Origin of the sequence: Amycolatopsis sp. A1MSW2902, assembly GCF_017312175.1 — a bacterium.
GTDB classification, from domain to species: domain Bacteria; phylum Actinomycetota; class Actinomycetes; order Mycobacteriales; family Pseudonocardiaceae; genus Amycolatopsis; species Amycolatopsis nivea.
In genome coordinates this window covers 228,641-249,147 of the sequence record NZ_QJPO01000001.1, presented here as the reverse complement: position 1 = coordinate 249,147, position 20,507 = coordinate 228,641, and the positions used below count along the sequence as shown (strand labels likewise).

At 68.3% G+C, this 20,507-nt stretch carries 20 protein-coding genes and 1 pseudogene; 10 read left to right on the top strand and 11 right to left on the bottom strand.

Features of this window, described 5'->3' with window-relative positions; translation table 11 throughout:
* Positions 1–264: 264 nt before the first annotated feature.
* A complete protein-coding gene (locus DMP23_RS01225; protein ID WP_337819873.1) occupies positions 265–1,107 on the bottom strand; it encodes a transposase family protein in 843 nt (280 codons plus the stop codon).
* A gap of 365 nt (positions 1,108–1,472) precedes the next feature.
* Here DMP23_RS01225 and DMP23_RS47960 point away from each other — a divergent pair.
* The 3 genes and pseudogenes from DMP23_RS47960 to DMP23_RS01215 all read left to right on the top strand — a co-directional run.
* Positions 1,473–1,643, top strand: a pseudogene (locus DMP23_RS47960) (helix-turn-helix domain-containing protein); the annotation flags it as partial.
* A 33-nt stretch (positions 1,644–1,676) separates the two neighbouring features.
* A complete protein-coding gene (locus tag DMP23_RS01220) occupies positions 1,677–2,000 on the top strand; it encodes a helix-turn-helix domain-containing protein (RefSeq protein WP_240691576.1) in 324 nt (107 codons plus the stop codon).
* Positions 1,997–2,851, top strand: coding sequence for an IS3 family transposase (locus DMP23_RS01215; RefSeq protein ID WP_337819872.1), 855 nt, complete (start codon positions 1,997–1,999; stop codon positions 2,849–2,851). The genes DMP23_RS01220 and DMP23_RS01215 overlap by 4 nt, the downstream gene beginning before the upstream one ends.
* 191 nt (positions 2,852–3,042) lie before the next feature.
* Here the strand turns inward: DMP23_RS01215 and DMP23_RS01210 are convergent, their stop codons facing one another.
* Positions 3,043–3,501: a hypothetical protein gene (locus DMP23_RS01210; RefSeq protein ID WP_134669888.1), complete on the bottom strand. Its 459-nt coding sequence runs from the start codon at positions 3,499–3,501 to the stop codon at positions 3,043–3,045.
* Between the two features lie 86 nt (positions 3,502–3,587).
* On the opposite strand from DMP23_RS01210, the gene DMP23_RS01205 reads away from it, so the two are divergent.
* Positions 3,588–4,325, top strand: a complete 738-nt coding sequence (locus DMP23_RS01205; protein ID WP_337819871.1) for a TetR family transcriptional regulator — start codon at positions 3,588–3,590, stop codon at positions 4,323–4,325.
* A 493-nt stretch (positions 4,326–4,818) separates the two neighbouring features.
* Here DMP23_RS01205 and DMP23_RS01200 read toward each other — a convergent pair whose 3' ends face one another.
* Entirely contained in the window at positions 4,819–5,661 is an 843-nt protein-coding gene (locus tag DMP23_RS01200) for an alpha/beta fold hydrolase (RefSeq protein ID WP_337819870.1), read from the bottom strand.
* An 83-nt stretch (positions 5,662–5,744) separates the two neighbouring features.
* On the opposite strand from DMP23_RS01200, the gene DMP23_RS01195 reads away from it, so the two are divergent.
* The gene (locus DMP23_RS01195; RefSeq protein ID WP_337819869.1) at positions 5,745–6,464 is read left to right on the top strand and encodes a TetR/AcrR family transcriptional regulator; all 720 of its coding nucleotides are present in this window, start codon (positions 5,745–5,747) and stop codon (positions 6,462–6,464) included.
* Between the two features lie 7 nt (positions 6,465–6,471).
* On the opposite strand, the gene DMP23_RS01190 is transcribed toward DMP23_RS01195, so the two are convergent.
* Positions 6,472–7,365: an NAD(P)H-binding protein gene (locus DMP23_RS01190; RefSeq protein ID WP_337819868.1), complete on the bottom strand. Its 894-nt coding sequence runs from the start codon at positions 7,363–7,365 to the stop codon at positions 6,472–6,474.
* Positions 7,366–7,445: 80 nt separating this feature from the next.
* On the opposite strand from DMP23_RS01190, the gene DMP23_RS01185 reads away from it, so the two are divergent.
* Positions 7,446–8,081, top strand: coding sequence for a TetR/AcrR family transcriptional regulator (locus tag DMP23_RS01185; RefSeq protein ID WP_337819867.1), 636 nt, complete (start codon positions 7,446–7,448; stop codon positions 8,079–8,081).
* Entirely contained in the window at positions 8,078–9,205 is a 1,128-nt protein-coding gene (locus DMP23_RS01180; protein ID WP_337819866.1) for a mandelate racemase/muconate lactonizing enzyme family protein, read from the top strand. Before DMP23_RS01185 ends, DMP23_RS01180 begins: the two co-directional genes overlap by 4 nt.
* A gap of 40 nt (positions 9,206–9,245) precedes the next feature.
* Here DMP23_RS01180 and DMP23_RS01175 read toward each other — a convergent pair whose 3' ends face one another.
* From DMP23_RS01175 to DMP23_RS01165, 3 genes are all read right to left on the bottom strand, one after another.
* Entirely contained in the window at positions 9,246–10,418 is a 1,173-nt protein-coding gene (locus DMP23_RS01175) for a glycoside hydrolase family 64 protein (protein ID WP_134734297.1), read from the bottom strand.
* A gap of 188 nt (positions 10,419–10,606) precedes the next feature.
* Entirely contained in the window at positions 10,607–11,125 is a 519-nt protein-coding gene (locus DMP23_RS01170; RefSeq protein ID WP_134669873.1) for a lytic polysaccharide monooxygenase auxiliary activity family 9 protein, read from the bottom strand.
* 1,138 nt (positions 11,126–12,263) lie between these two features.
* Positions 12,264–12,833: a CGNR zinc finger domain-containing protein gene (locus tag DMP23_RS01165; RefSeq protein ID WP_134734298.1), complete on the bottom strand. Its 570-nt coding sequence runs from the start codon at positions 12,831–12,833 to the stop codon at positions 12,264–12,266.
* 276 nt (positions 12,834–13,109) lie between these two features.
* On the opposite strand from DMP23_RS01165, the gene DMP23_RS01160 reads away from it, so the two are divergent.
* On the top strand, positions 13,110–13,535 hold the full coding sequence (locus tag DMP23_RS01160; RefSeq protein ID WP_037819396.1) for an Ohr family peroxiredoxin: 426 nt from the start codon (positions 13,110–13,112) through the stop codon (positions 13,533–13,535).
* Between the two features lie 268 nt (positions 13,536–13,803).
* Here the strand turns inward: DMP23_RS01160 and DMP23_RS01155 are convergent, their stop codons facing one another.
* On the bottom strand, positions 13,804–14,736 hold the full coding sequence (locus DMP23_RS01155; protein WP_337819865.1) for a LysR family transcriptional regulator: 933 nt from the start codon (positions 14,734–14,736) through the stop codon (positions 13,804–13,806).
* An 84-nt stretch (positions 14,737–14,820) separates the two neighbouring features.
* Between DMP23_RS01155 and DMP23_RS01150 the strand changes: the two genes are divergently transcribed.
* Complete coding sequence (locus DMP23_RS01150) at positions 14,821–16,023, top strand: MFS transporter (RefSeq protein WP_337819864.1); 1,203 nt, start codon at positions 14,821–14,823, stop codon at positions 16,021–16,023.
* Positions 16,023–16,445 carry a PPOX class F420-dependent oxidoreductase gene (locus DMP23_RS01145; RefSeq protein WP_078870764.1) on the top strand — a complete coding sequence of 141 codons (423 nt, stop codon included), beginning with the start codon at positions 16,023–16,025 and terminating at the stop codon, positions 16,443–16,445. The genes DMP23_RS01150 and DMP23_RS01145 overlap by 1 nt, the downstream gene beginning before the upstream one ends.
* Positions 16,446–16,448: 3 nt before the next feature.
* Here the strand turns inward: DMP23_RS01145 and DMP23_RS01140 are convergent, their stop codons facing one another.
* The 3 genes from DMP23_RS01140 to hpnH form a co-directional block, all read right to left on the bottom strand.
* Complete coding sequence (locus DMP23_RS01140; RefSeq protein WP_337819863.1) at positions 16,449–18,230, bottom strand: hypothetical protein; 1,782 nt, start codon at positions 18,228–18,230, stop codon at positions 16,449–16,451.
* 13 nt (positions 18,231–18,243) lie between these two features.
* Positions 18,244–19,269 (bottom strand): phenylalanine--tRNA ligase subunit alpha, encoded by a 1,026-nt coding sequence (locus DMP23_RS01135; protein WP_337819862.1) that lies wholly within the window; start codon positions 19,267–19,269, stop codon positions 18,244–18,246.
* A 234-nt stretch (positions 19,270–19,503) separates the two neighbouring features.
* Positions 19,504–20,505 carry an adenosyl-hopene transferase HpnH gene (hpnH, locus tag DMP23_RS01130; RefSeq protein WP_037819406.1) on the bottom strand — a complete coding sequence of 334 codons (1,002 nt, stop codon included), beginning with the start codon at positions 20,503–20,505 and terminating at the stop codon, positions 19,504–19,506.
* Positions 20,506–20,507 lie beyond the last annotated feature (2 nt).

Sequence of the window (20,507 nt, the reverse complement as noted above, 5' to 3'; positions counted from 1 at the left end):
CCTGGCGGCGACATTGCGCTCTCGGTGGGGCCCACCACCCCTCAGCCTGATTGTGACTACGGCGCGGGGGTGCTTGTCAAGGCGGGAAAGATGCCTTGACAAGCACCCCCGCGCCGTGTTTTTGGCTGCGTATCGGGGTTGCGGGGGCGTGGGTGCCTTGATTCGTTGGGTGCATCGGCTGCGGTGGGGTGGGCGGGACGCGGCTTGGGTGGGTTGTTGCGGCGGGGTTCGCGGTGGCGGTTTTAGCGCCCCAATGAGGTTTTCTCAGTAGCGTCCGTGGTGTTCGTGGTGGGTGAGGACGAGGGCTGCTTGGGTGATGTGGCCGATGCGTTTCGGGCAGAGGGTGACGTGTCGTAGGGCTGCCCAGCGGGTTTTCAACATTGCGGCGGCGCGTTCGCCGAGGCAGCGCAGCCGGGTGTGGAGCAGGTTGAAGGCGTGTTCGTCGGGGGTGAGGGGCGGTCGGCCGGTGGTTTTCTTGGTCGGGGTGAGGATGCCGGTGCCGGCTGCGTGGTAGGCCTTGTCGGCGAGGGTTTTCAGGCCGTGGGCCGCGGCGGCGGTGAGGGCGCCGGTGATGCCGTGGTGTCTGGCCGAGGCGAGGTCGTTGCGGGAGCCGGGCAGGACCGGGGAGACCCAGAGCGGGTAGCCGTCGGCGGTGGCGAGGAATTGGATGTTCCCGCCGAAACAGCGGTGTTTGCCCGAGTACCAGAGGTGGACGGTCGCGCCGCGGTTGCGGCCTTTGGTTTTGACGGTGGTCGCGGCGGCCCGGTCGCAGCCGATCAACATGCCGTCGAGGATCACGTGCGTGTCCCCCGCGGCGCGGCGCTGGGCGAGGACGTCGTGCAGGTCGGGGGCCTCGCTGGCGAGGGCGGTGACTGCTTCGTGCAGGTACCGGTAGGCGGTGGCGACGCCGACGCGGTGGTCGGCGGCGAGGCGGTGCACCGGGACGGCGTCGCGGAACCAGCGCAGCGCCAGCACCGCCTGTCCGAACGCGGTCAGCGCCCGCCGGCCGCGGCGGGTGCCGCGGCGGCGGTGTTCGGCGTGCAGGACACGCGCGACGAACAGGGCAAGCTCGCGCGCCACGTCGAGCGTGGCACCATAGGCAATCACGTGGGGCCCCTGGGATCTCTCGGACTTGATCTTCGCAAATCCAGTCCTACCAGCGGCCCCACGCCCCGCCCCTCGGCGACACACCCCCACCCAGCCCTACTGAGAAAACCTCAATGTGGCGTTGGGTGCATGTGACGCACCGAATGCCACATTGGGTGCGTGGGATGCACCGAATGCCGCGTTGGGTGCGGTGGGTGCGCCGAAATCCTGCATCGGGTGCGAGCGGGGGTGCGGGCGGGGCCGTGAAGGGCTCCTTGAGGGAATCTAGGTACGTGAAGGGGTCCCTCACGGCGTGCGGGAGGTGCGGGAGGTGCGTGAGGGGAACCCTGGGGGAATCAGGGTCAATGTGAACTGCGCCCCGGAAGTTGGACTGGGAATCCAGTTCCAGCTGTCCGGGGAGTGGTTCGTTGCATCCACACAGTTCGTTGTCTGAGTGGCAGCGGGCGTCCGCTGTTGCGTTGTTCGAGGACGGGTATGGCGCGAAGGCCGTGGCGTCCCGGTTGGGGGTGTCGGCGGGTGCCGTGCGACGCTTGCGTGATCGTTGGAGGCTGCGGAGCGCGGGAGCGCTGATGAACAAGCCAGGCAGGCGGTCGTTCGCGTTCGAGTTCAAGCTGGAGGTCGTGCGCCGGTATGTCGGCGGCGAGGCGACCGCGGCCGAGCTGGCGCGCGAGCACGGGCTGTCCTCGCCCAAACTCGTGGAGAACTGGGCGCGGGCGTATCGGCGCGAGGGCGAGGACGCGTTGCGGCCCAAGCCGAAAGGCCGTCCGCCCGGTGTCGCGGACTCGCCGGGTCCCGGCGAGCTGGAGCGGTTGCGGGCGGAGAACCTGCGGCTGTCGGCGGAGAACGCCTACCTAAAAAAATTGCGGGCCTTGAGGGAGCAGGGGCGAGGGTGAAAACCCAGGCCGTCGCCGCCCTCAAGGCCGACTATCCGCTGCCGGTGCTGCTGGCGGTCGCGGGCCTGGCCCGGTCGACGTTCTTCTACCACCAGGCCCGGCCCGACCGGCCCGACCCGCACGCCGGGCTCAAGGCCGCGATCGCCGAGGCGTTCGAGGCCGCCCGCGGCCGCTACGGGCACCGGCGCGTCCACGCGGTCCTGGTCCGCGCCGGCTGGCGGGTGGCGAAGAAAACCGTGCGCACGCTGATGAACGCCCTCGGCCTGGTCTGCCAGGTCCGGCGGCCGCGCCGGCGCCGGACCTGGCCCGGGCAGCCCGGCACGGCCGCCGAGAACCTGCTCAACCGCGAGTTCGGCGCCGACGCCCCGGACACCAAATGGGTCACCGACGTGACCGAGTTCCGCATCGGCGACCGCAAGCTCTACCTCTCGCCCGTGATCGACCTGTTCGACCGGTCCGTGGTCGCCTACGCCTGCGGGCCGTCCCCGACGCTGGAGCTGACGAACTCCTCGCTGCGCGCCGCGATCGCGACCCTGCCCGCCGGAGCCCGCCCGCTGGTGCACTCCGACCAAGGCTTCCAATACCAGCACGCCTCCTGGCGCACCCTGCTCGCCGACGCCGGCCTGACCCAGTCGATGTCCCGGCGAGCCACCTGCCTGGACAACGCCGTCGCCGAGAACTTCTTCGGCCACCTCAAAGAAGAACTCTTCCACCACACCAAGTTCGACACCGTCGACACGTTCATCACGGCACTGCACGACTACATCGACTGGTACAACACCACCCGCATCTCCACCACGCTCCAAGGCCTGAGCCCGGCCGAATACCGAGCCCAGACCCCCGCCGCCTAACCTCTACATAACCAGTCCAACTTCCGGGGCCCAGTTCACACGGAATCAGAGTCAATGAGGGGTCCCCTCATTGACTTCAATCGGGGTGAGGTGAGGGGGCGCGGAAGGAGCTCGCGGAAGAGGCGTCGCGAAAGGGAGTGGGCGGGATCTCTGGCACCGTGCTCGCGGAAAGGCCGTGCGAGCGGGAAGGGTCAGGGGCGCTGGCGCACCCCGGCCAGTACTGCGCTCACGCTGGGCAGCCAGCGGTGCCTCGGGTCGGGGGCGGTCAGCCATTCCGGGCCCATGCCGGGGGCTTGGTGACCGGTCGGCAGGGGGAGGAGCGCGCCGCTGTCCAGGACGGTTACGTCCGGCGGCAGGGTGCCTCGCAGGAGCAGTTCGCCGTCGGTTTCGGCGAGGATGGCCAGGCGCGGGCCGTGCTGGGTGGGGAGGATCAGGGACGGGCCTTCGCAGCCCAGGGCGGACAGGTGGTTGCGCACCGGGCCCGAGGTGAGTTTCGGCAGGGTCACCGCGCACAGACCGTTTTCCAAGGCCAGGAACAGGCGCGCGCCGCCCTGCCGTCGGACGGACCAGCCGAACACCCCGCCGTAATACGCGTCTGCCGGGTCTGGGCCGGTGTGGTGGTCGGGCCGCAGTTGCTGGTCGAGAGTCATCGTCGACGCCTTCCGCTCGCATGGGGTGCCTGCCCATGCTAACGGCACTCAGTGCCACTAGCAACCCGGGCTGCTACCGTTCGGGAATGACGGAGACGCCGCGCACCCGGGTCGGGGCCACGCCGGCCGGGCGGCGGCAGTTGCGGCGTGCGCTCGCTACGGCGGCCGTGGATCTCTTCGCCGCCAACGGGTACGAGGCGACGACCATCGACGACATCGCCGCGGCGGCGGGCGTCGGGCGGCGGACGTTTTTCCGGTACTTCGACAGCAAGGACGACGTCCTCTTCGCCAATCACGACGAGATCGTCGCCGAGATGGAGCAGGTCTTCGAGACCGCCGATCCGGCGCGTGACCCGATCGAGGTGGCGACCGCGGCGGTGTCCCTCGTGCTGGAATCTTATGCCGCGGAGCTGGACGTCTCGCTCAAGCGGTTCACTCTCACTCGCACGGTGCCGTCGTTGCGGGACAAGGAAGTCGCGACGGTCGACCGCTATCAGCGCGTCCTCGCCCGCTACCTCCAGGACCGCTTCGCCGCGGCCGGCGACGAGACCGCGACGCTCCGGGCGGCCGTGGCAGCGGCGGCGATCGCGGCGGCCAACAACCATGTTCTGCGACGCTGGCTGCGCAGCGGCGGCCGCGACGACATCGAGGCCGCGGCGACGGAGGCGTTCACCCTGGTCGCGGACGCCTTCCGGACGTCCGGCTCGAAGGCATCCGCCGAGGTCGAGCCGGGCACGGTGGTGGCGGTGCTCAGCACTGCGACGCCGTTGCACGAGGTGGTGACCCGGATCGGCGCTGCGCTGCGCGACGCCGAACCCAGGTGAGACGCTTGCCGGTCGGCAAGTGAAGTGCACTGAGTGCCATTGTGCGGTGCGGCGGGCGTGGGGGAGCCGGGTTGGTGACCGCCTCGGCCGGGATCCGATCCGCGACGGGGCACGCATCACTTCGTCAGGGCGGGCTCCGGTCGCCTTGCCGGGACTGGCTGGTGTCGCGTGCTGCCGGACGGGGTCGTGTCGGCGGATGGGCTCATATCGCGTTGGCGAGTGGAGCCCGTGTCGCGTTGCCAGGAACAAGCCAGTCTCGCGTTGGCGAGTGGAGCCCGTGTCGCGTTGCCAGGAACACAGCAGTCTCGCGTTGGCGAGCCGAGCCCCTGTCGCGTTGCCAGGAACAGACCAGCCTCGCGTTAGTGAGCCGAGCCGAGCCGTGTCGCGTTGGCGGGGGCGGGGTCCTAGCGCATCGGCGCGAGAAGGGGAGCCGCCGCGGGGCACGGGTGCTGGATCGCTTTCCGGTGCCTGCCGAGAGTCGGCGGATGGGCAGTCAAGCCGCGAAGAAAGTGCGCAAAGCCGCCGCGACCCGGTCCGGGGAACCGTCGTCGTCTGGGCCGGAATGGCCCAGTCCGGGGAACGTGATTCGTTGTGCGTGCGGGATCGTGGCGGAAAGTTCGTCCAGCGTGATTCGGAGGAACGCCGGGCTTTTGCTCCCTCCGAGAAGCAGGACTCGAGCCCCCAAGTCCGCGTAATTCCTTGCGGTGTCGGCCAATTCCTCGACTAACTTTATGCCGAAGTGGTGGGTCGGGATGAGGGCCGGGATCGGCACGTCGGCGCTGGATCTGCGTTGCAGGCGTGCGCCGATCGCCATCAGGGGTACCAGTGCGAATCGCGGGATCCGGTTGAGCGCCGGTTCGATCGCCAATCCCTGCAAAACCGTCGCCAGTGCGGGGGACAGCCGCCCCCGGGCGAGTTCGCGTTCGTAACGCGGCACCCACTCCAGTGGCACCGAACCGTTGACCGAGAGCGGTGGTTCGTACAGGGCGACCGCGCTGATCTCGGGGACGGAAAGGGCGCTTCGCAGGGCGATGAGTGCACCTGAGCTGAGACCGAAAACCCGTGCCGCGCCGGTTTCTTCAGCCAGGGCGCGCAGGTCTTCGGTCTCCCGCGCGATCCCGTACTCGGCACCGTGCGGTCCGCTGAGTCCGCGGCCGCGCCGGTCGGGTACGCAGACGGTGAATTCGTCCGCAAGCGCGGTCGCGAGCTTCATCAGGTGCTGCGCTGCCTGCATGCCGCCGTGCAGAAGGAGCACGGCCGGGCCGCTGCCCAGCTGGCGGTATCCGATGACGGTTCCGTCGGCGGAGATGACCGAGCCGGTGCGGTACTCGGTCACTGGTCTGCCCGATTACCTGGGCACAGTGTTCGCATAAAGCCGACTCTAGCGAACCGCGCACAGTGTTCGCAATAATGCGGGCCATGGTTGACGACGTGCGGCCGCCGATCTGGCTGCGGCCGGAGCGTGGGAGCCGGGGACCGCGTCCGGCGCACAGCCGGGCTGATCTCGCGGCTGCGGCTATCCGGGTCGCTGACGCGGAAGGCCTCGAGGCGGTGTCTTTGCGCCGGGTCGCGGCGGAGATGGGCACCGGAACGACGACGCTGTATCGCTACATCGCCACCAAGGACGAGCTGTTCGACTTGATGATCGACGCAGCTTTCGGGGAGCGTGAACCGCCGACGCCGACTGGGGACTGGCGGGCGGACCTGCGCGCGGTCGCCGGGGAGTACCGCGCTCTGGTGGTGCGGCATCCCTGGCTGGCCGCGATGCCCGCGACTCGTCCGGCGCTCGGGCCGAACAGTCTGGCGTGGTTGGACGCGGCGTACGCGACGGTGGACGGGCTGGGCCTGGCCGCGGACGAGGTCTTGGCCCAGGTGGGCACGGTGCTGACGTTCGTCCGCGGCCACGTCCTCGACGAGCTGGCCGAACAGGAAACGGCTCGGCGGTCCGGAACGGACATGCCGACCTGGTTGGCGGCGCAGGCGCAGTACGGCGATTTGATCATCGGCAGCGGCGATTATCCGCATCTGAGCCGGATCATGGTCGAAGCGGAAACGCCCCATGCCGATGATCGTTACGAACGGACCTTTCGCCGCGGGCTGGACCACATTCTGGCCGGGCTGGCCCACCGTGGACGGTAGGAGTGGGTCAGGCTTTGTCCACCGCGGGCTTGAGGGATTCTTCGCACCACTGCCGGAAAGTCGTCGGCGTTTCCACGGCATGCTGCGGAGTTCGGACCACGCCCTCGTCCAGATGGTTCAGCTTCGCGGTCGCCATGTCCATCATGGACTGAGCCATCGCCTCGGAGTGACCGTTCGCGAGGACCTGCGCGCCGAGTGCGGAGACCGGGATTTGCTGGTACTTGACCGAAATGCCCAGCACTTTGCTGATGATGGCAGCTTCCTGGTCGGGCGAAAGGTCTTCCGGGCCGAGCACGGGGACTTCTTCCCGGCCGGTCCACAATGGATCGAGCAGCAACCGGGAAGCGACCGCGGCGATGTCGCGCGTGCAGACGGTCGGGGCGGCGTAATCCGGCGGCAGGACGTCGTAGAAGGTGCCTTGTGCTTTGATCACCGACGCTTGGCGCAGCAGATTGTCCATAAAGGTCGGATTCGCCAGCGCGCGGAAGGCGACGCCGGTGTCGGCGATGAGGTCGTCCATCGCCAGGGTGGCGGTGACGTGCCCGGCTCGCTCGGCGGAGGCGGTGCCGCGGCCAAGTGCGCTGACTGACACCACCCGGCGGACGCCGTGGGTGCGGATCGCCTCGACGGCGGGGCGCGCGAAGCCGGAGTAGGCCTCTTCGACGCTCGCGGCTCGCCGGTCGGGCGGGACTAGCCAGAACACGGTGTCGGCACCGTCGAAGGCGCGGGCGAGGACCTCGGGATCGCCGTGTGAACCGACCTGGACGTCGATGCGTTCGCGCAGGTCAGCGGGCAGTTTCGCGGGATCGCGGACGATCGCGCGGACGGGGCGGGCTCCGTCGGCGACCGCGGCGAGGACGCGGCTGCCGATGTTCCCGGTGGGGGCGGTGACGACGATCATGCGGGCACTCCAGGAGACTGTCGAAGAGGTGGAGCAGGAAGTAAACTCCACCGTACCGTTTACTTTTGGCGGAGGCAAGGATGGCGCGTGAAGGCGGTTCGCAGCTGCGGGGTGCGGAGTTGCGCAAGCACATCCTGCTGGCGGCGAAGAACGTGTTCCTCGAAACCGGGTTCGAACGGGCGTCGATGGACGCGGTCGCGGCCAGCGCGGGGACGTCCAAGCGGTCGCTGTACGCGCACTTCGAGAGCAAGGACAAGCTGTTCCTCGCGGTGCTCGACCTGGTCCGCGAGCTGTACCTCGGCAAGCTGATGACCCCGGACGCGTACGCGGACGACGCGGTCGAGGCGGTCGCGTTGTTCTGCGGGCGGTTCCAGCAGTTGCTGACCTGGGAGTCGCAGGCGCGGACGTGCCGGCTTTGCATCGCGGCTGCCGAGCGGTTGCCGGACAGCGCGAAGGCGTACTACGACGCGATGTTCGCGGTGATGTACTCGCGGCTCGCCGAATATCTGGCTGCACAGTACACAATGGACAGCACGGAAGCGGCGGCGCTCGCGGAGGATCTCGTCGGGCGGACGGTGCTGCCGCGGGTGTTTCGGGTTTTGCTGAATGCCGAGACGGCGATCGAGGAAATGCCGAGGGCCGAGGCGGCGGTGGACAATGTCGAACTGGAACCGATTCGGCTGGTCGTTTCGGCGGCGTTGGGGCAGCGGGCATGAAGATCACCGACGTTGACGTGTGGGTCGTGAATCTGCCGTTGACGAATCCGTTCACCAGTTCGTTCGAGACCAAGACCGGCGAGACCCGCACGGTGGTGCGGCTGCGCACGGACACCGGGGCCGAGGGCTGGGGCGAGACGATGTGGGGTCGTCCGGTCGCGGAGCTGACCCGGAAACTGGGCGCGGACATGATCGGGACCAGCCCGTTCGCGCTCGAAGCGTTTCATCGCCGGCAGCACATGGTGCCGTTTTTCCACGGCTATCTGGGATATGCGGCGCTGGCCGGGCTGGACGTCGCGTGCTGGGATCTCATCGGGCGGGTCACCGGGCAGTCCGTCACTGACCTGCTGGGCGGGGCGGTGCGGACCGAGGTGCCGATCACGGCGTTGATCACTCGCGCCGACGCGCCTGGTGCGGAAGGGGAAGAACTCGCGCAAGGGTTGGCCGAGCATGCGGCGAGAGTGGTCGCCGAGGGCGGCTTCTCTGCGGTGAAATTGAAGGGTACGCGCGACGTTCGGGGAGATGTCCGGATTCTGCGGGAGCTGCGGAGGGCGTTGCCGGAGATCGAGTTGCGGGTCGATCCCAATGCCGCGTGGTCGGTGCCGGATTCGATCCGTGCCGGGATCGCGTTGGAGGAACTGGACCTGGAGTATCTCGAAGACCCGTGCGCGGGCATCGAGGGGATGAGCCAGGTTCGCGCGAAGGTGCGGATTCCGTTGTGCACCAACATGTGCGTGGTCCGGTTCGAGGAGTTCGCTCCGGCGGTGCGGCTGGGTGCGGTCGACGTGATCCACGGTGACGTTTACAAATGGGGCGGCATTGCGGCGACGAAAGCGCTTGCGGCGCATTGCGAAACGTTCGGGCTCGGAATGAATCTGCACAGCGGCGGCGAACTCGGGATCGCGACCGCGGCGCATCTGGCGGTGGTGGCCAGCACGCCGGTGCTGTCGCGGGCGATCGACAGCATGTATTACCTGCACGCGGACGACATTGTCGCACCGCTGCAGCTTTCCGGCGGTCGGTTGCGGGTGCCGACCGGGCCGGGGCTCGGCGTGGAAGTGGACGAGGAGAAGCTGGCTTTCTACGCGGCGAAGAACGAGCGGGAAGGCGATCTCACCGGATGACCGTGCCGCGGTCCGAAAAGGACCGCGGCACGTTTTTGGCTCAGCGCAAGGCGTTGACGGTGATGGTGAGCGTGTCCGGGTCGCCGGCCTGGACGGCACCGCTGAAGTCGGGGCCGGGGGAGACGTCGTCGTACGGGAAGGCGTATCCGCGGTTGTCCGGCAGTTTGCTGTGCACGATTCGCGCGTAGTGGTTGGTTTCCGGGTTCTGGTAGAACTTCGCCGGATCCTCGCCGGTCGGCTGTTTCGGATTGTCGCGCAGGGTGGTGCGGTTCAATGCCGCCGCTAGCCGGGGGATGATCGCCTTGCGAGCGTCGCTGTCGCCTTGTTTGATGGCGAACGGTCCGCTGTCGCAACTCCATACGTCCGGCGTGGCGGGTTTGTCGAAGCGTTCGCCGTTGTTGAAGGCGAGCACGCCGTCCGCGCCGACCTGGCCGGTGAACGCGCCGAGGCCGGGCACCTGGGTGTCGACGGTGAGCGTCTCGCTGGCGTATTTTTTCCAGACCTCGTCGATGTAGCCGTCGAGGTATCCGCCGAATTGGTCGGCGCGGTAATGCGCGGACAGTGCGCGCAGCGGTTTTCCGTCGCCGCCGGTCTCGATGAGCGTGCCCCATTTGCCGCCCTGGGCGTTGAGGGCGTCGCAGATCGGGTCGAGCGAGCGCGCGGGCAGTCCGGGGACAGTCTGGTCGCCGGAGCCGGTCGTCGTGAGGTGCAGGCCGATCGGGATCGCGACGAAGTCGACGTAGCTGATGTTGGCGAACAGCACGTCGTTGTTGAACGTGAATTCGCAGAACGACCAGTTCCGGTTGTAGTTCGGGTCGTCGGCGGCGAGGAAGCTCGGGTGCACGAGCGCCGGGCCCTTGTTGACGAAGAAGTCCAGTTTGCTGTCGAGCGCGACATAGATCCGGGCTGCGTACATTTTCGGGACGGTGACCTGGGAAAGCGACTTGAGCGGGATCGCGCAGTCCTCGCCGAGCGGCGTGTGGTCGCTGCCCGGGGACGGCGGATAGTACGGCGTGCCATCGGCTTTCAGGATGACGAGCCGGTTGTCCAGCGTCGTGCCGGTGATGTACGCGTAGGTCTGGCCCGCGCCGGACCGGTCGTCGAAAGCGACCTTCGCGGTGTCGGGGGTGCTCGCGGAGGCGAACGCGGAGTTCCAGAGTGGAAATGTCGCGGCTGCCGCGGATGCGCCGAGGAATGCTCGCCGGGAAATCAAGGAAAACCGCCTCCTGGAGTCGTGCCCTTTTCCGGTGACCGGCACGCTAGTCACGGCCGGGAAAGCGGGTCAACGAATGCGGGAGAAATTGGCTGGTTTTGTCATTCCCAGCGAATTGCCCGGACGCACGCCGAGGCACGGGCCGCCGCCACGGCCCGTGCCTCAGTGTCCGGTGTGGACTTTCCGGGTCAGCTCACCTGCAGGTCGATGCAGGCGTAGAAGGCGTTCGCGGTGTCCGCGATGTTCCAGACGGCGAGCACCGTCTGCCTTCCGGTGTGCCCCTTGAGGTTCACGTTGTGGGTGACCGTCGCCGGGGGCTGCTGGCCGCCGCCGTCCACGGTGGCGATCTTGTCGTTGCCGATCCAGTATTCGTAGTTGGACGTGCGGTGCCGGGCGGTGAACTTCCAGGTGAAGGCCACCGAGGAGCCGACCGGCGACGCCTTCCAGCCCTTGTTGTTGTCGTTCAGCTCGGCGAACTGGGCGTTGCCGCCGCTGCAGCTGTGCAGCCCCTTCGGCCCTTCGACGCTCTGCGGTTCGTACTTGATCTGGCCGCAGGAAACGGTTCCTTGCGCGCATTGGGCCTGCCGGCTCGCCGGCGCGTTGACGTACCCGTGCGCGCTGGCGATGCCTGCCGGGCTGATCAGCACGAGCACCGGGGCGATCGCCGTGCCGACCGCGGCCGCGACGAGTTTCCGGTTCGCTTTCATGGACAGCTCCTTCGGGGAATGCTCGTTTCCCCGTGCGGGTACGACAAAGCGACGCACCGGCTTTCCGGGAGCCGGCCCGCGCGGGGGATGAGCGAAGGGGGTGGGCTTCTTGGTCTAGACCATACGCCCGGCGCTCGGGAAAGGTCAACAGCTGGCAAAGAAAGGCGGGGCAGTGGTTATCCGTCAACGTTGTCACCCCGGACCACTCTCGCTTGTGGTTTTACCGGACGGCTTTCCGTTGATTGCGCCGGACGGGTGGCCTGGCGCGGATCATGGCCACCCAGCGTGATTTCGTCCGCCCTGGACTGTCTATAATGGACCGTGAGAACCTGCGCGAGCGCACGGAAAGCGGCCGGTCCGGGTGGTCCGGTGCAGCGATTCTGCCCGGTCGTCGAAATCCCCGACTTCCGGAGGGTTGAAGGTATTCGACCGGAAATGCTCAACTGAATGGTTGAGGTGTTCGCGGGGGCGAGAACCTCGGCGGCCGGGTCGCTGTGCGGCTGGGGGCGCTGGCGAGCGCCTAGCGTGGAATGACGAACCGCGCCAGGTTGCGTTCGGCGACCGCGCCGAGGGCGGGTCGCTCTCGCCGGGGGTGGCCGCGGTCAGGTCGGCGCGGGTGTGCTTGCTGGTCAGGACGCCGCCAGCCAGCGGGGAGCAGGGGACCATGCCGGTCTCGTGGGCCACCGGGAGCAGGTCGCGCTCGACGAGACGTGAGCATCGGTGGGGGCGGTCCCGGCGAGCGCAGTTGCCTTTACCGGCTCAGCGGCAGTCCTGTTCAGCGGACTGACCGGCTGCCGCCGAGCCGGAGCCCCTGGCCGAGTTTCCCCGCGCCCGGCCATGGTGCTTGAACCACCGCTGCGACATCCTCGCCTGGAACCGATGACGCGACTGCTGGTGGATTTGCCCGCGCTGTTCCTGGCTCAGCGCAACGCGAGGTGGCTGCGCGGCTGGGGCGAAGCATCCGGACGATGCGGCGCCGGGGACTCATCGCGGAATCTCCTGCCCAGGGCGAGGAATTCGGGCGTTGGCGGGCGGAACGGGAGCAGCCGGGGACGGAACGTGCTTCGGCATCCGGAAGCCAGGAGTGCCGGACCGGCGAGTGCTGATCTGCCGGGAGGCGTTCGCTTCGCTGGCTGGGTCAGGATTGCCGGGATGGGGTCAGCGGCGGATTTCCTCGCCGTCGTGCCCGGTAAGCCGCGGCCTTCATTTTGTTTCCGCAGGTGGCCATCGCACACCATTCGCGTCGTGATCCGCGCGAATGGTCCAGGTAAACCTGGGTGCATTCCGGTCGTCCGCATTCCTTCAGCAGGTCCGCGTCCGGACCGCCCAGGATCGTGATCGCGGCCCGGGCCACGGTGGACAACGCTTGCGCCGCGGTCGCCCGGACCTGCCGTCCGGCCCGGGTCAGCTGCGGGACCGCGTCCGGCTGCGCGGCTGCCTCGTTGAGCAGCGTCAACGCCTCCGGGTCGTACTCGTGGCCGACGAGTCGGGCCGCGACCAGGGCGTAGATCGCCTCCCGGACCGCGATCGCCCCCGCCAGGTCGGCGGCCGTGCTCCCCGGATCGGCACCGGTGACCCCAGACTCGCGGAACCAGGCGTCCAGGCTGCGCGGCGACCCCAGCATCTCGGCCGGCTCGTCGTTGCGGCGGGCCCGCAGCGTGCCGACGAAGTCCAGTGCCGGGTTCCCGCAGGGGAAGGCGTGCTCCATGCGCACCAGTCTGACAGGTGATGAATCACGACGCAAGGAACTCTAACCAGTCTAGGGGGTTATGAGTAGCGGATCACAGAAATGCGTAACCATCTTGACCGGTGACGAATGTGCGTGCGAAGGTTCTCTCGTCGCCGAGACCGGCCCGGTCTCCTGCTGAAAGGTCACGTCCGATGGACTCGATCACCCTGGCGTTCCGCGAAGTTCTCGGCGCACTGGCGGCGCTGACCGGCACCGTCCTCAGCGGATTCTGAAAAGTTCTGGAAAGGGAAAGCCATGTCTGAAACCACTTACACCGCCGTCGTCACCACCACCGGCGAAGGCCGCAACGGGGGACGCGCGGTTTCGTCCGACGGCGCGCTCGACCTGAAGTTCGCCATCCCGAAGGAACTGGGCGGCAACGGTGGCGCGACGAACCCGGAGCAGCTGCTCGCGGCCGGCTGGTCGTCGTGTTTCATGGGCGCGGTGCGGATCGCCGCGGCGCAGCGGAAAGTGAAGCTGGCCGACCTCGCGGTGGTCGCGGACGTGACCCTGCACCACGACGAGGCGAACTTCTGGCTCAGCGCCGCGCTGCACCTGGAGCTGACGGGGATCGACCAGGAGACCGCCGACACGCTGGCCGCGGCCGCGCACCAGACCTGCCCGTACTCGAAGGCGCTGGGCGGGAGCATCGAGGTCACGGTGGACGCGACGGTCGCCTGACCTGGACGGTCGGGGGTGCGTGGGGCGGCCTCGACCTGGTGATGCGGGGTGGGTTCGCGCGGGATTCGGCGATGCCTGCTGTCGAGGGCGCGCTCGATCCGGCGGCGTCGGATTGCCGGGCGGCGCGGGTGTGGAAGGTTCCGTCAAGTCAGCGGCGTGCGGTCCGGTCGCGGATGCGGAAAGCAGTATCCGGCTGGGCGTGGGCTTGCCCGGTCGGTTCGCGGGCGAATCGTCGGGCAGCCCGAGGCCGTTCGGAACACCCGCCGGGTCAGGGCCGAACGGCAGGAGCCTGCCGAGCCAGCTCCCGCGCCACTTCGACGGCCGTCTCGATGGTCTGTGCCGCGAGGGGCGACTCGGCGTCCCGCCCGCGCGGCCAGTGCAGGTAGATCGAGCGCGCCGGGGTCGGGTCGAGGTCGTGGACCTGCAGGTCCGGCCATCCCTCGGGGCCGTGGATCGCGCCGCAGTCGCGGCAGACGACCTGGTGGATCGCCAGCCAGGGCAGGACCGCGAGGCCCATTCCGGCGCGCACCATCGACAGGATCGTCTCGCTGCCCGCGGAGCGGAACACGATGCGCGGGCGGGCCCCGGCCTCCGCGAGGGATTGCTCGAGCCTGGGCTGGTCGCAGGTCGACGGCCAGGCCACCATCGGCTTGCCGTCCAGTTCCCGCGCGGGCACCGGACCCGCCGGCAGCGTGTCCGGAGGTGCGACGGCCAGGTAGGGATCTTCCATCAGCAGGACGTGCTCCGTGTCTTCGCTGATGAGACCGTCGTGGAACAGCAGGTCCAGTTCGCCGAGCCGAGGCTCGTCGGGTTCCGAGAGCCGGATCTCGCAGCGGGGGTGTTCCTCGCGCAGGAGGCGCAGCACGGTCGGCAGGATCGCGTGCGAGACGCTCTGCAGGGTGCCGACGTCGATGCGGCCTTCACCGGCCTTGAAGCGGTCGACCGCCTGGCCCAGCGCTTCGGCTTTCGCCAGCACCTCCCGGCCGTGTTCGAGCACCACGGCGCCGAGCGGCGTGATCCGCACGGGGCGCGGGCCGCCCGGGCGATCGAAGACCGCGCCGCCGAGGGTTCGTTCCAGGGCGGCGATGTGCTGGCTCACGCTCGATTGCGTGTAGCCGAGCCGGGTCGCCGCCCGGGAGAACGTTCCCTCCTCGGCGATCGCGAGCATCGTCGTCAGCTGGCGCAGGTCGAAGTCGGCCATGAGCCCAGTATATTACTGTTCACGATGGATTTAATCGTAAACAATCGCTTTTCTTAATCTCCTGGCGCTCTTAGCGTCGTTGCCATGACAGTCGCAACGATCACCGCCGGGAGAACTCGCAAGCTGCCGTCGCTCGCGTGGACGCTGGGGGCGTGCCACCTCGTCGCCCGGGGCGGCGCGTTCGTGCAGCCGATGCTGGTGCTGTACCTGACGCAGGAACAGCGGATGACCCCGACGGCGGCGGGCGCCGTGGTAGCGGCGGTGGGCATCGGCGACTTCGGGTCGCAGCTGCTCGGGGGCTGGCTGGGGGACCGGATCGGGCGGCGGAGGACGATGCTCCTCGGGTTCCTTGGGACAGCGATCGCGTTGGCCGCCTTGGGATCCGCCGCCGCGACGCCGGTCATCTGGGCAACGGCGGTGGGCTACGGTCTCGCTGCTGGGCTCTTCCGTCCGGCGGGATCGGCAGCGGTGGCGGACCTTCCGCCGGAGCAGCGGGTGCGCGCGTACAGTTTGCTTTATTGGGCGGCGAACCTCGGATATGCCGTCGCGGCAACGGTTTCCGGGGTGTTGGCGGCTCGCGGCTACGGGCTGCTCTTCTGGTTGAACGCGTTCGCGATGCTGGTTGCTGCAGTGATTGTGGTGACTGCCGTGCCAGAGACTCATTCTGGACCGAGCCATGGGCGACGCGCACTGCTGCCAGTGTTGCGAGCGGACCGTCTCATGCGGACCATGACGCTGATCCACGTCGGCTGTTTCACGTTGTTGATGCAGGCGTTCGCCACATTGCCGTTGTTGATGACCGCGCAGCAGTTCAGTTCCGCGACTTACGGTTCCGTGCTGGCGCTCAACGGGTTCGCCATCGTTGTCCTGCAACCGTTAGCTGCCGCGGTATTGGCGAATCGCGACCGCGCGACAGTGCTTGCTACCTCGATGTTGTTGGCGGGCGTTGGCGGCGGTCTGGCCGCCATGTCCCAAAGCATTGCTGGCTACGCCGTCGCGATTCTTGTTCTCAGCCTCGGGCAGATCGGGTTGGCGGTCCAGTTCGGTGCGACGTTCGCTGCTCTTGCGCCGCCTGATCTGCGCAGCGGGTACATGGGTGTCGCGTCGAGTGCTTGGAGCCTTGGTGCGGTCCTCGGCCCGATGCTCGGTACGGCGTTGCTTGAGCAAGCTGGCCGAACTTGGCTGGGTGTCGTGGCTTTCGCCGCCGGAACTCTGCTTTTCCTTGCCCAGCAAGCTGTCGCTGGACGACTTCGCGAGCGTCAGTCAACCGAGAAAGGAACCCACTGATGACGACCATGACCGACAGCGAATGGCGCGCCTTCCTCTCCGAGGGCACGAGGCTTGCGCACCTGGCCCTCACTCGTGCTGACGGACGTCCGCACGTCACGCCGATCTGCTTCGTCCTCGACGGCGACGAACTTGCCTTCGCCCTGTCGCCGGGGAGCGTCAAGGGCAAAAGCCTTGCGCGGGACGGCCGGGTCGCGGTCTGCGTGAGCGACGAGCGGCAGCCGTACAGCTTCGTGACTGTCGAAGGGCAGGCTCGGGTTTCTGCCGAGCCGGACCAGATCAGGCGCGTCGCGGCGGGGATCGCCGAGCGTTACTACCCGGGTCAGTCCGCAGTGGACCTTGCCGATTCGTTCGTCCACAGTGGATTCACCGCAGTACGGATCCGCATCGCGCACGTCATCGCCCAATCTGGTCTCGGCTGAGGCTCACCGCAACCGCGCCCCCGCCCGCTCCAGTGCAGCCAGCACTTCGGAGCGGGCGGCGGCGATTTCGCCCGCGGTCAGCGTCGCGGACCTCGGGCGGAGGGTGACCCGCAAGGTGAGCGAACGGTGGTCGGCCGGAATTCTCGAATCCCGGTACTCGCCGACGTACGCCACTCGCTGCACCAAGGCGTGGGCCTGCGTCGCGGTCTCGGCGACCAGCGACCACGGCACGGTGTCGGCCGCGAGGACGGACAGGTCGAAGTCCGATTCGGGCAGGTCGCCGACCGGGGTGTAGCGGTTCTCGCGGGACGGGTGCGTCCGCAGTGCGTCGAGGTCCAGTTCGACGCAGGCGATCGCGCCCCGGTCGATGCCCGCCGCCCGGAGCACCGCAGGCCGGACCAGCGCCAGCGTCCCGGCCGGGCGGATCGCGAGCCGGGCCGACGGGTCGGTCCAGGCCGGGCCGGGGGTGCCGGACAGGTCCAGCGCGATGAGATGGCAGTACCGGCGGATCAGCTCGGCCAGCCCTTTGGCCCGGCGGAACAGGTCGGCCCCGTCCGGTCCGGCGAGCAGGATTCCGGCGGACGTCCGCTCGCCCGCGGCGAAGACGGTGCCGACTTCGAAGAGGCTGAACTCGTCGTAGTAGCGCAGGTTGGCGGCCGCGGCTTCGAGCAGGTTCGGGATCACCGACGGGCGCAACCGGGCGCGATCCGGCGCCGGCGGGTGGTCGATCGTGAGGTCGGCGTCGAGTCCGCACGCGGCGAGCAGGTGGTCGGCGGACCACGGGTAGGTCAGCACTTCGGTTGCCCCGCCGCGGGCGGCGAGCACCTCCCGGACCTGGCGGTTCAAGGGGAGCCGAGGGCGCGGGGCCAGCTGCACGACGGGCCGCGGCGCGGGCAGCGCGTCGAAGCCGTGGATCCGGGCCAGCTCCTCGACGATGTCGACGGGGAGCGAGAGATCGCCAGTGGAACGCCACGACGGAGCGACGACGCGCAGCAGCTCCCCGGTGATTTCGGCGGTGCAGCCGAGGTCGCGGAGGATGCGCAGGATTTCGTCCGGGGGCAGCCGGATGCCGATCCGGCGTTCGATTTCCGCGAGGCTGATCTTGATTTCGGCTCGTCGGGTCGCGGCGAGGAGGATGTCTTCCACGCCGAGTGCTGCGGCCGACGGGTCGGCTTCGGTCAGGAGGTGGAGGAAGAGATCGGCGGCTTGGTCGGCGCGTTGAGTATCGAGGCCTTTCTCTTGGCGTACCGAAGCTTCGGTGCGGGCGCTGCGGCGGGCTCGGCTGGGAAGCAGAGTCGGGATTTCCAGCACGACTGACGCACTGGAAGCGCGGACGTCGCTTGGTTGTCCGACGGCGTACATCACATACGCGCTCAGATCGGCGCACAGGTCCCGGCTTGGTTCACCGATGCGCCGGAGCCGGTCGCGGACGAAAGCCGGAGTTGGCACGGAACTGTCCACTGTGCACTGCAGGGCAAGCATCCGCCGGTGCCAAGCGGGATCGGCCAGGGTGAGGCCGGTGGTGTTCGGCGGCCGGGCGACCCGGGGGAGCGGAGTCATCGGGAGTCCATAGAGGACAGACAGCTCGCGGGCGATGCCATAGTGCCCCCACAGATCGGGGCGATGGGTGAGGGATTTGTTGTCGATCTCGAAGACGACGTCGTCGTCGATCACGTCGTAACCCTCGACTTCGACGGTCTTCAAGGTCAACTCGTGTGCCAGCTGGTCCGGCGAACGGCCGGGCAGCGGCACGTAGTCGGTCAGCCAGTCCCGGGAAATCTTCACGACAGCGGGCCTTTCAAGCGAATTGGGAGAGGAAGCGGAGGTCGGCGCTGTGCATCAGCCGGACGTCGTCGATGCCGTAGCGCATCATCGCCAGCCGGTCGAGGCCGACGTTCAGATAGCAGCCGGACCACCGCGCCGGGTCGAGTCCGGCGGCCAGCAGCACGTTCGGATGCGGGCTGCCGCCAGGCATCACCTCGAGCCAGCCGGTCCGTCCGCAGGTCCGGCAGCCGCGTCCGGAGCACACCCGGCAGAGCATGTCGATCTCGAAACCTGGCTCCACGAAAGGGAAGTACCCGGCGCGCATCCGCGTCCGCACCGGTTCGCCGAACACCGTGCCGAGAATGGCGTCGACGAGGAACCGGGCGGTGGCAAGCGGGACGTTTTCGTCCACCACCAGCACCTCGTACTGGAAGAACGCGCGCTCGTGCCGGGCGTCGGTGCTTTCGTTGCGGTAAACCCGGCCTGGATAGGCGATCCGGATCGGCGGTTCGTGCGTGCTCAGGTATCGGACGCTCGCGCCGGTCAGGTGCGGGCGCAGGCAGCGGCCGTCGGCCAACCAGTAGGTGTCCATGCTTTCGCGCGCCGGATGGTCGGCGGGGAAGTTCAGCCGGTCGAATTCCATTTCCGCGGAGCTGATTTCCGGGCCTTCGACGATCGCGAAGTTGAGCGCGCGGAAGGCGTCGTCGAGGTCGTATCTGAGCTGGGTGACCGGGTGCAGTCCGGCGGTCGGCGGCGGGAGGCCGGGGATGGTGGGATCAAGCGGGCGATCCAGCGCGGTTTCCGCGGCGAGCTTTTCTTCCAGCGCAGCGGCAATGCGCTGGTGTGCTTCGGAAAGCGCGAGGCCGAGCCGCTTTCGGGCGGCCGGGTCACAGCGGCCGAGTTCGCGACGGACGGCGGCGAGCGGGCTGGACTTGCCGAGCACGGAACGGCGCACGTCAGCGACGGCGGCCGGAGTGCCGGCTTGGGCGAGATCGGCGAGCGCGGCCTCGGTCAGCGCGGTGATCCGGCGCAGCATCGAGACGGGGTCAAGGGGGTCCACGGGTTCCTGCCTTCGGGTCGTGAAGTGCTGGACTTCACCCCCGGGCAGTGTGGGGAGACGCGGACGTCAGCGGGCGGAACCCGGCGCGCACGCGCAGCCCCCGGGCACTCCCCGGGGGCGAAGAAATCGCTGCGCACGCATGCGCTCATCATGGCACGCCGGCTGTCCGTCCGGCAAATGAAAAGCCCCTTGAAGGAATCAGCCTCCCTCAAGGGGCCCTTCACGGGCTGCGGGTCAGTGGCCGACGGCGGCCCGGACGGACTCTTTCAGTGAGCCGAGGGTGGCGATGACCGCGGTGGGTTCGTAGCCGCAGTGCGCCATGCAGTTCGAGCAGCGCGGATCCTTGCCGCGGCCGAAGTTCTCCCATTCGGTGGTTTCGATGAGTTCCCGGTAGGTCTCCGCGTAGCCGTCGTCCAGCAGGTAGCACGGACGCTGCCAGCCGAGCAGCGAATACGACGGGATGCCCCACGGCGTGCATTCCAGGTCGCGTTTGCCCTCGAGGAAATCGAGGAACACCGGCGAATGGTTGAGCCGCCAGCGTTTCCGGTTGCCGCCGCCGAAAGCCTTGGCGAACAGTTCGCGGGTCTGCTGCACGCCGAGCCAGTGGTCCTGGTCCGGGGCCTTCTCGTACGCGTACCCCGGCGAGATCTGCATGTTGTCCACGCCGAGATCGTTCAGGTAGTCGAGCACGTCGATGACGTCCTGCGGGGTGTCCCCGGTGAAGAACGTCGTGTTGGTCATGACGCGGAAGCCCTTTTCCTTGGCGAGCTTGATCGCGTCGACCGCCGCCTGGAAACCGCCCTCCTTGCGCACCGACGCGTCGTGCCGGTCTTCGAGGCCGTCGATGTGCACCATCCACGCGAAATTGCGGTGCGGTTTGAATTTGTGGATGTGCTTGGGCAGCAGCAGCGCGTTGGTGCACAGGAAAATGATCTTGTTGCGGGCGAGCAGCTGCCGGGTGATCTCGTCGATCTGCGGGTGCATCAGCGGTTCGCCGCCCGCGATCGACACCATCGGCGCGCCGCTCTCCTCGATCGCCCCGACCGCCTGCTCCACCGGCATCCGCTGTTTCAGCAGGGTGTGCGGCTGCGCGATCTTGCCGCAGCCGCCGCATTTGAGATTGCACGCGAAGAGCGGTTCCAGCTCGACCAGGAGCGGGAACTTCTCCTTGCGCATCAGCTTCTGCTTCATCAGGTAACCGCCCAGCCGAAGAGACTGGCGCAACGGCATGGCCATCG

Coding starts and splice junctions, on each gene's coding strand:
- DMP23_RS01220 (WP_240691576.1), top strand. CDS start 1,677: ATGAACAAGCCAGGCAGGCGGTCGTTCGCGTTCGAGTTCAAGCTGGAG.
- DMP23_RS01210 (WP_134669888.1), bottom strand. CDS start 3,501: ATGACTCTCGACCAGCAACTGCGGCCCGACCACCACACCGGCCCAGAC.
- DMP23_RS01205 (WP_337819871.1), top strand. CDS start 3,588: ATGACGGAGACGCCGCGCACCCGGGTCGGGGCCACGCCGGCCGGGCGG.
- DMP23_RS01195 (WP_337819869.1), top strand. CDS start 5,745: ATGGTTGACGACGTGCGGCCGCCGATCTGGCTGCGGCCGGAGCGTGGG.
- DMP23_RS01190 (WP_337819868.1), bottom strand. CDS start 7,365: ATGATCGTCGTCACCGCCCCCACCGGGAACATCGGCAGCCGCGTCCTC.
- DMP23_RS01185 (WP_337819867.1), top strand. CDS start 7,446: ATGGCGCGTGAAGGCGGTTCGCAGCTGCGGGGTGCGGAGTTGCGCAAG.
- DMP23_RS01180 (WP_337819866.1), top strand. CDS start 8,078: ATGAAGATCACCGACGTTGACGTGTGGGTCGTGAATCTGCCGTTGACG.
- DMP23_RS01170 (WP_134669873.1), bottom strand. CDS start 11,125: ATGAAAGCGAACCGGAAACTCGTCGCGGCCGCGGTCGGCACGGCGATC.
- DMP23_RS01165 (WP_134734298.1), bottom strand. CDS start 12,833: ATGGAGCACGCCTTCCCCTGCGGGAACCCGGCACTGGACTTCGTCGGC.
- DMP23_RS01160 (WP_037819396.1), top strand. CDS start 13,110: ATGTCTGAAACCACTTACACCGCCGTCGTCACCACCACCGGCGAAGGC.
- DMP23_RS01155 (WP_337819865.1), bottom strand. CDS start 14,736: ATGGCCGACTTCGACCTGCGCCAGCTGACGACGATGCTCGCGATCGCC.
- DMP23_RS01150 (WP_337819864.1), top strand. CDS start 14,821: ATGACAGTCGCAACGATCACCGCCGGGAGAACTCGCAAGCTGCCGTCG.
- DMP23_RS01145 (WP_078870764.1), top strand. CDS start 16,023: ATGACGACCATGACCGACAGCGAATGGCGCGCCTTCCTCTCCGAGGGC.
- hpnH (WP_037819406.1), bottom strand. CDS start 20,505: ATGGCCATGCCGTTGCGCCAGTCTCTTCGGCTGGGCGGTTACCTGATG.